The organism is Bacteroides xylanisolvens XB1A (assembly GCF_000210075.1).
Lineage (GTDB): Bacteria > Bacteroidota > Bacteroidia > Bacteroidales > Bacteroidaceae > Bacteroides > Bacteroides xylanisolvens.
The window spans coordinates 450,202-463,374 of record NC_021017.1 but is presented as its reverse complement, the minus strand read 5'-3'; the positions used below and the strand labels follow the sequence as shown (position 1 = coordinate 463,374).

Sequence of the window (13,173 nt, the reverse complement as noted above, 5' to 3'; positions counted from 1 at the left end):
TATGCGTGGTGATTACACTCGTGAAGAAGCATTGTCACGTTTGATTCATCAAGAGCCTAACAATCAAATTTGTATTACGAACCAAAAAGTAATTGACGAACACTTACATTTTGTGGATGCTATACTTTTGCCTATCCCATCTCCCTCAAAAGAAATCCCCAATGCAGATATTGTAATGCAAGGCAAATATTACAGCATTGTAGAACTTCTTGCTACCCGTCTGCATATTTCCAGTCTACAGGCACTTGATATATTTTATAATAGCGAAAGCTACCAGCGCATTGTCCACCGACTTGGAGATCTATATCTCATGAGCGATGCATATATTGTAGATGAATTGATGAGGGAGCTACAAAAAAGACAAGGTTGATATTAGCCTTGTCTTTTATCCCTATTACTAAGCTGTTCGAGAAGTCTTCTTCCGATGAAGTAGTCAGGCCATCCATCCGGATCGGTGACAGTACTCATATTGTGAATGGCAAAGAAGACATTAAGAAGTTAGCGAAAATTTATAATATGAGTGAACATCTACTAACTTTTTCTTGTTTTTTTCTATAAAAAAGAACTACTTTAGGTATTATACCAGTATTAATGACTACATTTGCCAATAGTTATTCTTTTATATGAGGGATATAACTTTAATTTTTTAATGAGCATGGCACATTTAATTGTAACAGATTTTGGGGCTATAAAATCCGCAAATATAGAAATAAAGAAATATAATTTCTTTATTGGACATACTTCTAGTGGAAAAAGTACTATTGCAAAACTTCTTGCAATATTTAACAATTCGATTTTTTGGACTATTAAAGAAGGAGATTTCAATAGTTTCTTAAGGTTATTGGATAAATATAATATTAATTTTGAATTTACGTCTACAACCATTATTCGTTATAGCAATGAAAAATACTATTGGGAAATAGGCTTAAATAAATTTCACAGTAACTACGAGGATGCTGATTTGATGGAAATGGCTAATACTTCAAAGTCATATGATTTTATTTTAAAATTTATAGAACGAAAAGAAAATAACTTTGCATACAAAGAATTTATCAAAAGTCTTAAAAACCTCTTAGATTTAAAAGACAGCGCAATGGTAGAGTTAATAAAACCTGCCTTAGTTGGACTCCTTTATGAAGAATGTATACCAGTATATATTCCAGCTGAAAGATTGTTGATTTCAACATTTTCTAATAGCATATTTTCTTTACTTCAAGCAGGAGCTAGTATTCCCGATTGCATAAAGGATTTTGGTAGCTTATACGAAAAAGCAAGAATTCAGTATAAAAATATTGATATAAACATTCTTGACATTAAAGTGTCATTCAATAACAATGGTGACACAGTATATCTAATGAATGAAAACAAAGAAGTAAAACTATCTCAAACTTCTAGTGGAATTCAATCAATTATTCCGTTGTGGATTGTATTTAACCAATATGTTGAAAGCAAGAAAAAACAGATATTAGTAATAGAAGAACCTGAATTAAATTTATTTCCTTCTACTCAACACTTCCTTATTGATTGGATCATGAGAAAGATGAGAAAATCAAATGGAAGTATTGTAATTACGACACATAGTCCATATGTGTTATCAGTAGTAGATAATTTAATTTTAGCACAAGAAATATTAAAGAAAAGCAATAAAAAGAAGTTGGTGCTATCTAAAATTAAAGAACTCATTCCATCAATGGCGCTAATTGATTTTGATGATGTATCATCCTACTTTTTTCATTCAGATGGAACTGTTAAAGATATAAGAGATACTGACATAAAATCTTTGGGAGCTGAATACATAGATACGGCTTCTGACAAATTAGGATATATTTTTGACGAACTATGCAATATTGAAAGAAATGAGTTGTAAATGTTTTAATAGAAGATTCGTATTCAAGAATACAGATTCTTTTGAACATAAATATGTTAATTCAAAGTGTAAATGCACTTCTCGTTTTACGATTTGTGAAAATAAAAGTAAGTTCACTATTGCATCTAAAGATATTTCCGAAGTTGATAAAATAAAAATTGATGGTTATTTTGATAGTTCATCAGAGCATAGAAAGTGTGATTACTTATTTGTATACACATCACCCCTTAATTGTGTTTATATTTTTGTAGAACTAAAAGGAACGGATATTGCACACGCTATAACACAAATCGGCAATACAGTGAACTTATTCTACAATCAAGGATATCTAAAAGATAAAAAAGTTATAGGAGCTATTGTTAGTTCACGACATCCATCCAATGACGGTACGTATCGTAAAGCAAAACAAACCCTAGAAAAATCACTTTCATCAAAAATAAAAAGCTTTCGTATAGAAAAGAAGAATAAAGAAATGACATACGATCCTATTAATGATAAAGTTATTTAAGGGCATCTTCAATTCGAGATACTAATTGCGGATTGCTGGGACGTGCCGTAGTTCCGAAATCTACAATTTGCCCTTTTCTATTAATCAACAGATAATAGGGCATTCTATCTATTTTCCATTGTTTGCGAATTTTCTGTAAGTTATCTTTTCCAAAATAATCAGATGCATAAATACATTCAATTCCCCGGTTTTTCAATGAATACTCATTCAGGCACTCTTCCCATTCTTCCTTGGGTTCACTTACACATATGGAATATATGACCAGGTCTTTGGTGGAATACTTACTCCGCAATTGTTTCAAAGGTTCCATTTCTGCCAGGCATGGTGGACACCACCTAGCCCAAAAATCGAAATAGATTACTTTTCCGTGATTCTTCTCAAGTATATTATAGATGGGTTCCATGTAAGGCATAGATGTTTTTAGCTTTGAGTTTTCGTGAAACTCACCATATAATAAATTGTTGGAAACTGGTTGCGGATTTTCCAGGTAAGATTTAGTCTGATTATATATCTGCATCACTTGTGCACGCAAATGCGGCATTTTTACAATCGAATCAAACTGTGTATGCCTCGTTGTTAAAGCAAGTGTATCATTTGCATTCAAAGAGCCAACTGCCATTTTGGTATATATATACTGGTTCAGTTCATTCTCTCCTACTGCCGACATAATCTCTTCTACAGATGGATTTTTTTTATCTTTGTAAGTTATCCCATAAGCTATATAGCGTTCTACTTCATCGGCAATATCATATAAACGTGCCGAAAGAATCCCTTTATTATAAAGTTTATTGATTGCAGGCAGAAGTTTATGATACCGATCCATTTCTTTTCTCGTTTTAAACTGGCATTGGTTACCATAGGATAACAAAGCGTAATAATAATCCTGTTTCAGTAACTCTTCAGTAAATAACGTAACATCTTCCATTGGCTTATACTTCGTCAGATACTCGTTTCTTCGCTCCAAACGAAAGTCATATTCCTTCTTTAATTCAGCCTCAAAATCCTTAATATTCAAATTCGGGTTTATACTATAATTCTGTATGTAATAGTAGGCGCTTTCTGTAAATGCCAGTATTTCTTGATTCAGTTTTTCTGCATCACCTGTTACTTTGGGATGAAAAAGATCTTTGAAGTCTATTTCCACATGTATGCTATCTCCCGGGTGGATATACAAATGTTCTGCATAATTGCGAATGGAAACTTCTCTTAATTTTGCATAAACCGGAAAGCGGAATGAAAATGAGCCATCTTCTTGTATGGGGGTACGATATTGATTTTCCATTTTCCAAAAAAATGGAATGATGAGAGTTAATTCCCTTTCTTGAGGATAAAAGTCCCGGTTCAACACTTTTCCTGTGATAACAGCTTCTTTAATATATTCTTTTGCTAACGGATAACTTTCTTCTGTCTGTACAGATGATTCGAATTGAGATTTTGCCCGGTCTTTTTGCCCGCATCCGGCTAATAACAAAAATATTATTAACAGAAAAGAATTATCGTGTTTCATTGTACCTGAATATTAGAAAGTTCATAAACTTAAATAAATAAGATTCTTGCCTCCAAATATAGAAAATTAATTTCATGGGAAAGAGTTTTGTAACTGTTTATATTTGTTATATTTGCGCAATCATCACTATTTGAACTCATGTCAGGTATTAAAGATTTAGATATATTATTATCCAATATGGAACCTGTATTGGATAAACGTGACTTTGTTTTTTGCTCTTTCCCGACATTTGATTGGGATAAAATGCGTGAATTAAACCCGGTCGGTTTTTTTCAGGAGAAAGAAGGTATGACCTTCATTCTTGACCTGAAAGATGCCATAGGCAAAGATATAGATTGCCAGTCTGTTTACAGGCTTATTACTCTCAATATACATTCCAGTTTAGATGCAGTGGGCTTGACAGCTGCTTTCTCGGCTAAACTTACAGAGAAAAACATTAGCGCAAATGTAATAGCAGCATATTACCACGACCATATTTTTGTGCCTAAAGAGAAGGCGGAACAAGCACTGAATGCCATTCTCGAACTTCAGAAGATTAAATAAAAAAGGTACCCAACGCAATGTGGATACCTTTATATGATTCATTTACATAAACCGGAAAATGACTCGTCCGGTTTGTGGACCATTTACCCATTTCGGTTGTGAAGAGGGACCACACAAATCGGTGGAGTTTACTTTATTACGTACCGGAGGAATCACGTTCAGGACAGAGATTCCGCTTTCGGGAAGAGTATAAAGCAAACGGTCGCGGCCATCACGAGGCTGATATACTCCGATATATGCGTCGGGAGTTTCGTTTGTCAGGCTGATAGTGCCTTCTTTCGTTTGGATATTCATCCAGGAAACATCACCAAAGTATCCTTTGAATTCGGGATATGTAAAGGTCTCACCCGGGATAGGATCGTTATAGTCGTTTTCCCATACATCGTATTGTGTTCCGTGAATACGGTTTTGCCATACACGGTAAGGTCCGGCACCCAGCCAGCGTTTGCTGATTACCTGATCTTCAGGATAGTCGAAACGAATACCCATCAAGTCTACGACACCGGAGAAATTATAGGTGTAATCCAAAGCCAGTTCTCCACTCGGGTTAATTGTCCATTGGGCTTTATCCAGATTGCCTAGTTTATAATTGGCGGTAACAACCAGATTACCTCCGTCTTCTTTCACATCCAGTTTCGTAAATACGGCAGCATCAGGGAATTCGCTGTATGTGCGGTCTTTTTCTTTTGCTTTCTCATCATCATGGTTATAGAACTGATCCAATGAGCGGTCTGCACGACGGGCTCCAATGAAACGGGGACCATTGGCGAAGTTAATCTTACGGTTATCTACAGATACTCCTTTCAGTTGTCCGTCTTTCTTTGAGAAGATGAACGCACGCTTATTCGCTTTCACAGTAAGCTCATTTTCTGTCTCTGTATAAGCAGGACGACTGGACAAGGGAGAAAGCTGTTCAGTCTGCTGATTCAGTTTGTTGACCGGGAAAGTCCAGCGCCAAAGTTCATGGCCGTATGGGTCGATTGCTGTCAGAAAGAGGGCGTCTGCATTGGGGAGGATATTTGTTTTTATATCCAAAATGCCTGCCGAGTGAGCAACCACGTCACTGCCTTGCACTTCACCCTCTTTCAACACTTGAATAGCAGCATTGGAAGCATCTGTTGCCAACGGGAATTTTACTTGCTTCCAAAGGAAACGGCAAGTATTCAGATTCAGATAATCGTAACGGTTTTCTACGGAGAATTTGCCATCAAATTGCTTGTCGATAGAAGTATTCATGATTTGCACCGGACTCCATAACTGCTTGATAGTGTAGTAGTTACCCTCCTTTTCGTGATGTGGTCCTACAATTCCGTCTGCTCCAAAGTTTCCCTGGTTATCGATGAATCCGTCCATATCTACACGCTTCACACCTTCGTCTGCCAATACCCAAAGGAATCCACCGATACAACGGGGATGCTTGCGCATCATTTCCCAATAATCGTATAATCCGGCACCATGGCCGCCATCGTATAAACCATGCAAGAATTCCGTAGGCATAAAGATTTCCGGTAAGCGCATGTAGTTCTGGCTTTCTCCGTAAGAGCGGTAATGCATGGTTTCAAAACCGGAGAAGTTACCTTGCGGGTGAATAACCGGACGTTTCTGCGGATCGTATTTATGAAACTCTCCATCCAGTTCGGTATTCCATCCTTTTTCATTACCATTACTCCACCAAATAATAGACGGATGATTCACGTCACGTTCTATCATGCCTTCAATCAGACGTACTCCGGTGGGGGTATCATACTTGCCATGCCAGCCTCCCAACTCATCCATCACATAAAGTCCGAGAGAATCACAGGCTTCCAAAAATTCCGGGTCAGCCGGATAATGGCTCAAACGGACGGAATTCATATTCATGCTTTTCATCAAAAGAACGTCTTCGATATTCTTCGCTTTACTTAATGTACGGCCACTTTCAGGACGGAAACTATGACGATTGACACCACGTACATTGATACGTACTCCGTTTATATAAAGTCCGTCGCTTTCACGTACTTCAATGGTACGGAAACCAAAGTTTTCCGTTTCACTATGCAGCACTTTACCGTCCTTATCCAACAGGGAGAATTGAGCTTTATAAAGATTCGGAGTTTCCGCAGTCCATAGTGCAGGGTTAGAGACATTCAGTTGCAAAGAAGTCCAGTCGCCACCCGCTTTTACAGGTACAGTGCCTTCCGCTAACTTCTTTCCTTTTTTATCTAAAATCTGTGTACGGATGCTCATTCCGTCATTAGAAATATTTGTGTAGCAGTTGGCACGGAAAGTTCCATCCATCTTTGCGTCAATGGCAATGTGCCGCAGGTTTACGGCTGGTTTCACCTCCAGGAACACCGGACGGAAGATACCGCCAAAATTCCAATAATCAGCACGACGTTCGGCAAGGTTCACACTGGCATTTTCACTCTCTTTGGCAACAGTGACTTCCAGTAAATTCTTTTTGCCATATTTCAGAAAATCCGTGATGTTGTATGAAAAACGATAGAAGGCCCCCTGATGTTTGGAACCAACTTTACGTCCGTTCACTTTTACTTCCGTATCTGTCATTGAAGCTTCGAATACAAGATTGACCTGTTTGCCGCGAAACTTTTCCGGAACTTCAAACTCGTACTTATACATACCTTTTTCATTGGCAACGCCTTCAGGGAATGGTTTACCATAGAAAGTGATTCCATACTGATAGGTGCCGAATCCTTGCAGCTCCCAGCAGGAAGGTACACCGATTTTCGTCCATTTCCCGGAATTGCGTCCGTCGGTACAAAAGAAGTCCCATTCAACCATATCGTCGCATCCGTGACCGGAGAGATATTGCCTTTCCGTTTGTGGAAGGTTTTGAGTAGCCAGGGTAGTTGCCAACGCTAAGGTCGATAATAAAGTGGTTACTTTTTTCATTGTTACTTTTATAATTGTGTTAGTTATTTATTGCTATCATTGTTTACTACTGATGCGGATATGCAGCGTATGTTCTTTTTTCTCTATGGCATATTTCTTCAATACACCCGGTCCGCAACTACTGTTTCCTAATCCAAGTACGGCAGCATCCATACTAAGAATGACTTCCGCACGTGGTTTTAAATCGCAATCGTGAGTTTCTTCATAGATGTCTTGTACGGTGTAATGCAGGGCAGATGCAGAAAATGCGTTTTCTACCGCGTCAACACGAATGCCTTTATTCTGTTTGTCGGTCAAGGTAAGATAATGCACTTCTTCTTTGTTTCCACTGTCCTGCGGACGTGGATAATGTACGTATTGGTCTGCAACGCTTCCTTTCCAAAGCCCTATCATAGCAGATGTTTTGCGGTCAGGATAGTTATCCTGTGGTCCTCTGCCATACCAGGTAAATGTATCATAAGCAGGCGCCAGACAGAATGCGATTCCTAAACGGGGAATTTCAGGAAGAACTCCTTGTAGCAAGAAAGTTGTTTTCAGATCAATCGTTCCATCTGAAAAGACCGTATAGACAGAAGTCGTCACCACTTTTCCTTCTTTATATAAATTACTTGTTTGAATCCGGACAATGACCGCCCCGTCTGCACGTTTTTCATGGTGGAAAGATTCCAAATTTATCTGCGGATGATCCATTCCATGCAATTTCCAGTCTTTAGCCAACCAGTTTCCGAAGCTCTTGTCATTATCTGTCGGAGCACGGAAAACTTGAGTGACAGGCTGAACCGGAAAATCATCGGAGTGAGTCAGCATTTCTTTGCCCTTATATATAAGGGAAGTCATACTTCCGTTCACTTTCTTTTCCCACTGAACAGAAAAACCACGTCCGCTAATCAATAAAGAATTATCATCCTCTTTCACCTGAAGCGCTCCTTTATTAATTAAATCAGCAGAAGCTAAATCTCCTTTCTGCAAACAGAATTGTTCCCAGGCCACTTCATGTCCTGCCTTTGCCCAAAGAGCATCCGATTTCAAAACAATGCTTACTTTCAGTTGGCAATCGGAAAGAGGTTTCAATGATCGGAAAGCCGGCAAATCAATTGTTTTACTTTCCCCTGGAGCTATTTCCGGCAATGTTATTTCTCCCCGTTCTTTCTCCTTACCATCCACTGATAATGTCCACAGACAACGATAAAGTGATAAATCAATATGATGATTCCGGTTGGTTACTCTCAACTCTCCATTCTCAACTCTCAACTCAACCGGTGCATATACTTTTTTTACCTCCCAATATTTAGGCGTAGTTTCACGGTCACTCATCAGTAATCCATTAAAGCAGAAAGCTTTTAAATTCGGCTTATCGCCAAAGTCACCGCCGTAAGCCACCATGGTACGGCCATCGGGTAATGTCTTGTAGATTCCCTGATCTACCCAATCCCATATAAAACCACCCAGCATACGGGGATTACTATATATCTCATCCCAATATTCTTTGAAATTTCCTAATGCATTCCCCATGGAATGTGCATATTCACTCGTCATCACCGGACGGTCGTCATTGGTACGCTCCGCAATCTCCAGCAACCGCTCCCAACGTGCATTTTCAGCGCGTTCCTTATCTTCTCCCTCTGCAATGCCGGGATTTAAATATTCTTGTTTCACCCGGGTATAAAAGCGACTGATAACATCGACCGTCTTCGGGTCAGGATTTCCGTCCACTCCCTGCGCCCCCTCATAATGTACAGGACGAGTGGGATCGAAATCATGCAGCCATGCCGAAATAGCAGCGAAGTTCGGTCCGTAACCGCTTTCGTTTCCCATGCTCCACATTACAATACATGGATAATTCTTATCACGTTCCGCCATACGGACCGCACGGTCCATAAATGCTGCATGCCAGTCGGGGGTACTTGCGAGTGTTCCACGCAATCCGTGTTCTTCTATATCCGCTTCGTCCATCACGTACAATCCCAAGCTGTCGCATAGCTCGTACCAACGGCTTACATTCGGGTAATGACTGGTGCGCACAGCATTTATATTTGCCTGCTTCATTAAAAGAATATCCTGAAGCATCCGTTCTTCGCTCATGACACGTGCTGTCCGTGGATCATGTTCGTGGCGGTTCACTCCACGAAAACGAACCGGATTACCGTTCACTAACAGTTGTCCTTTTTTGATTTCTACAGAGCGGAAGCCCACGGCCTGTTCTATCTGTTCTATGACTTTTCCTTCTCCATTTTGGAGAGTTAAGTGTAATTTATAAAGATAGGGTGTTTCTGCCGTCCATCTTTCCGGCGATTTTATAATGGCTGACAAACGTCCCATCTTACGCGGACCACGCTGCGGATACCATTCATTCATCCGGCTTGCTTTATGCTCCAAATCAAGAATATCTTCCACATTGCCTTTCAATGTGGCAACTTCTTTGCCTGAAGCATCCTTCAATACTCCCTGTAAGACATACCCTTTTCCGGTCATCCCTCGATATACACTGAATTGCGGATCAATCTGCAAAATAAAGTCTTCATAATCACCAGCAGATGCAGGAAGAGTGCGTACCGCATAATCACGGACATGAATATCCGGCGTATGTATCAGATGAATACTACGATGAATACCACCAAAACGCCAGAAATCCTGATCTTCCAGATAAGAACCGTCACTATATCGGTAGACTTCCAGTGAAATTTGATTTTCTCCGGATTTCAGATACTTCGTGACATTAAATTCACTCGGTTCCATACTGCCTTGGCTATACCCTACCCGTTCGCCATTGATCCAAACATAAAAGGCGCTCATTACGCCCTCAAACCGTAGAAAAGTCTGTCCGTTCGTTTCCCATCCGGCCGGCAAGACAAAGGTGCGACGATATTGCCCTACTGGGTTTCGTTCTTTATACGTGGTATAGTCAGTTTTCGGTTCTCCCATCACCCGTGGAGGATCTATTTTAAATGGATAGCCTGCTGAAACATAGATAGGCGTGCCATATCCGTTCACTTCCCAATTGGCGGGAACAGGAAAATCCGTCCAATCTTTATCATTAAAATTTGTTTGATAGAAATTCATGACTCTTTCATTGGGAACGGGAGTCCAACGGAATTTCCAGGTTCCGTCTAAAGAGATTGAGCCGTCTCCTTTCTGTACAGAGAAAGGGGTAAAAGCGGCTCTTGCCGGTTCACGATTGATCTGGAGAACATGATGATTCTCCCAATCATGCATTGTTTGTGCCTGTGTAGGACTTACAAACAATATACCAAATAGCAAAGTATATATTTTCATTCGTTCTTTTTTCTTCATATCAAGTAGACGGACGAAAGGGCATTTTGTACCCCTTTCTTTTATTGGAAAAGATGAAAGTTTCATTCTATTAATATTTGAATATCGAATATTAAAATAAGAATATTGTATTAACATTAAATATCTTGCAATTTAAAATAACCGTATAAGTCGCTCAAAAAGAGCTGTAAATATGTTATAATCTTCACAGAAATGGTTTTCTTTGTTATAAGATATGTCTCATATATCTTATATTCAGTACAAAACAATAAAAGAAATGGAAGATTACAAACAGACACTCTATAACGATGAATTATTAAACATTTTACCCGACGGAGTGATTATATTTGATACAAATGGAGAAGTTATACAACTCAATCAGCAGGCTTTTGCAGAACTGCATATTCATCCGTCGGTCAATGATATGCTTCCCTTTCCTACCAATCGTTTATTTAAACTGCTAAATAAAAAGGAAGATATACTTTCGACTATTCTGGAAAAGATTCGTCAGGGAGAAAATACGTATTCATTACCTGAACATACCTTCATGCAAGAACAGGTTGATTACACACAATTTCCCATAAGAGGAGAATTTGCAACGATCAGGGATAGAACTAATTTAAACAAGATCTTATTCTTTTTCCGCAATATTACAGTAGAGCTTACACAGGAATATATTCTGAATACTGCTTTGCAAAGAACCAGAATCTATCCATGGTATTATGATATAAGTCGGAGTGAATTTACTCTTGACGATCGTTATTTTGAACATTTAGGTATTCCGGCAGGAGAAAATAATACTTTGACAATGGAGGAATATGTGAATATGATTCATCCGGACGATCGGCAACCTATGGCTGATGCCTTTGTTGTACAACTTAGTGGTAATACAACTTTTGACAAAACAGTTCCATTCCGTCTGCGCCGGGGAGATGGTACTTGGGAATGGTTTGAAGGGCAGTCAACTTATATTGCAAACATATCCGGCCATCCCTATCGGTTAGTGGGAATCTGCTTGAGTATTCAGGAATATAAAGACATAGAAAACACCTTAATCGAGGCACGTAAAAAAGCAGAAGAAAGCGATCGTCTTAAAATGGCGTTTCTGGCTAATATGAGTCATGAAATCCGTACGCCGCTGAATGCAATAGTCGGCTTTTCTGATGTTATAGGTTCCACTTATGATGAGTTAAGTGAAGAGGAACGTGCCGATTTCGTGCGACTAATCAGCATCAATAGCGAACATTTAGTACGATTGATTGACGACATACTTGATTTGTCCAAGATTGAATCAAATACGATTAAATTTACTTTCTCCAACTGTTCCCTTAACTCTTTAATGATGGACATAGAGAAAGAACAGGCAATGAAACCTATTTCCGAAATTGAAATAAAGTCATTATTACCGGATGAAGATGTTTATATCAACACAGATATTACACGCCTGAAACAAGTAATATGCAATTTCATTAATAATGCCCGGAAATTCACCCAAAAAGGATATATTCATTTTGGGCATACGCTTGATAACAGAAATGCGGATTCAGTACAAATATTTGTAGAAGATACCGGTTCGGGAATTCCGCAAGAATGTTTGAATGAAATCTTTGATCGTTTCTACAAAGTAGATACTTTTAAACAGGGAACCGGTTTAGGACTTTCTATCTGTAAAACGATTGTAGAACACCTGCAAGGAGATATCTCCGTTAAATCAGAGATTGGGAAAGGTAGTTGTTTTACCGTTACATTACCATTTGATAGAAAAACAGAAGATTAGCGTCCTCTATATTCTTGAGGGGTAATACCAGTATGCTGCTTAAAAAACTTATTAAAGAAGGAGATATTATTAAACCCTAAAGATAGAGCTATATTTTTTACAGGTTCATCGGTCGACTTTAAACGGGATTTAGCTTCCATCAAAATGACAGAAGCAATCACCTCTAATGGAGTATTTCCTGCCGCCTTTTTAATTGTAGAACAGAAATGGGGCAGGCTAAGTCCTAACTCATCAGCATAGAAAGATGTTCCGTGATGGATTGTATAATGTTTCATGACTAATTTTAAAAACTCCTGATAAATCTCATACTTTCTTGATTGAGAAGACAAATACCAATTATTCTGTAACTTATATATTTCTGTAGCCCCTTGGATAAACATGGTAAGAACAGCTTTTACTATCTCCTTATTTTCGCGCGTCCTAAGTGAAGCGTATGAAAGAATAGATGATTCATAGAACATTTTATAACTACAGGCCTGAAGTGGAGATAAAGCAACTATCGGATTCTCCATAATTACCGGAAGAAGGTGCTGGGTAGCTTTCATCAAATTTATACTTTCTATAAAATGAGATGAAAAGCCTGCATAATAAATCTGGATATCGGATGAGAATGTGTGCACCTCTAATATGCAATTAGGCGGCAAAGTTATTAAATCATTTTCACTAATATGATGGGTATTGGTATTGATCGTCACCTCCATAGTGCCTTTTATACAAAGAATAAATAAGCCGGATTCAATCTTACATGGAAAATTCTTATAGCTCTTCAGTAAATCTTTTGCGAATCCCTCTCCTACAATATAATCAAC

At 38.7% G+C, this 13,173-nt stretch carries 8 protein-coding genes and 1 pseudogene; 5 read left to right on the top strand and 4 right to left on the bottom strand.

All coding sequences use genetic code 11. The annotated features are described in order from the left end of the window. From BXY_RS01865 to BXY_RS01855, 3 genes and pseudogenes are all read left to right on the top strand, one after another. Positions 1–370, top strand: a pseudogene (locus tag BXY_RS01865) (DUF3990 domain-containing protein); the annotation flags it as partial. 285 nt (positions 371–655) lie between these two features. Continuing rightward, positions 656–1,867, top strand: coding sequence for an AAA family ATPase (locus tag BXY_RS01860; RefSeq protein WP_004325967.1), 1,212 nt, complete (start codon positions 656–658; stop codon positions 1,865–1,867). After that, positions 1,857–2,375: a hypothetical protein gene (locus BXY_RS01855; protein ID WP_015531080.1), complete on the top strand. Its 519-nt coding sequence runs from the start codon at positions 1,857–1,859 to the stop codon at positions 2,373–2,375. Before BXY_RS01860 ends, BXY_RS01855 begins: the two co-directional genes overlap by 11 nt. Here the strand turns inward: BXY_RS01855 and BXY_RS01850 are convergent. Continuing rightward, entirely contained in the window at positions 2,368–3,882 is a 1,515-nt protein-coding gene (locus BXY_RS01850; RefSeq protein WP_015531079.1) for a TlpA family protein disulfide reductase, read from the bottom strand. The genes BXY_RS01855 and BXY_RS01850 overlap by 8 nt on opposite strands. A 138-nt stretch (positions 3,883–4,020) precedes the next feature. Between BXY_RS01850 and BXY_RS01845 the strand changes: the two genes are divergently transcribed. Continuing rightward, the gene (locus BXY_RS01845; protein WP_015531078.1) at positions 4,021–4,425 is read left to right on the top strand and encodes an ACT domain-containing protein; all 405 of its coding nucleotides are present in this window, start codon (positions 4,021–4,023) and stop codon (positions 4,423–4,425) included. Positions 4,426–4,467: 42 nt separating this feature from the next. Here BXY_RS01845 and BXY_RS01840 read toward each other — a convergent pair whose 3' ends face one another. Both BXY_RS01840 and BXY_RS01835 read right to left on the bottom strand, forming a co-directional pair. Beyond that, positions 4,468–7,317, bottom strand: coding sequence for a glycoside hydrolase family 2 TIM barrel-domain containing protein (locus BXY_RS01840; RefSeq protein WP_015531077.1), 2,850 nt, complete (start codon positions 7,315–7,317; stop codon positions 4,468–4,470). A gap of 36 nt (positions 7,318–7,353) precedes the next feature. Continuing rightward, positions 7,354–10,590, bottom strand: coding sequence for a glycoside hydrolase family 2 TIM barrel-domain containing protein (locus BXY_RS01835; protein WP_208946715.1), 3,237 nt, complete (start codon positions 10,588–10,590; stop codon positions 7,354–7,356). Positions 10,591–10,864: 274 nt separating this feature from the next. On the opposite strand from BXY_RS01835, the gene BXY_RS01830 reads away from it, so the two are divergent. Next, entirely contained in the window at positions 10,865–12,364 is a 1,500-nt protein-coding gene (locus BXY_RS01830; RefSeq protein ID WP_134993685.1) for a sensor histidine kinase, read from the top strand. Here BXY_RS01830 and BXY_RS01825 read toward each other — a convergent pair. Further along, a partial coding sequence (locus BXY_RS01825; RefSeq protein ID WP_208946714.1) for an AraC family transcriptional regulator occupies positions 12,361–13,173 on the bottom strand: 813 nt, incomplete at its 5' end. The two genes, BXY_RS01830 and BXY_RS01825, sit on opposite strands and share 4 nt — an antisense overlap.

Coding starts and splice junctions, on each gene's coding strand:
- BXY_RS01850 (WP_015531079.1), bottom strand. CDS start 3,882: ATGAAACACGATAATTCTTTTCTGTTAATAATATTTTTGTTATTAGCC.
- BXY_RS01845 (WP_015531078.1), top strand. CDS start 4,021: ATGTCAGGTATTAAAGATTTAGATATATTATTATCCAATATGGAACCT.
- BXY_RS01860 (WP_004325967.1), top strand. CDS start 656: ATGGCACATTTAATTGTAACAGATTTTGGGGCTATAAAATCCGCAAAT.
- BXY_RS01835 (WP_208946715.1), bottom strand. CDS start 10,590: ATGAAAATATATACTTTGCTATTTGGTATATTGTTTGTAAGTCCTACA.
- BXY_RS01855 (WP_015531080.1), top strand. CDS start 1,857: ATGAGTTGTAAATGTTTTAATAGAAGATTCGTATTCAAGAATACAGAT.
- BXY_RS01840 (WP_015531077.1), bottom strand. CDS start 7,317: ATGAAAAAAGTAACCACTTTATTATCGACCTTAGCGTTGGCAACTACC.
- BXY_RS01830 (WP_134993685.1), top strand. CDS start 10,865: ATGGAAGATTACAAACAGACACTCTATAACGATGAATTATTAAACATT.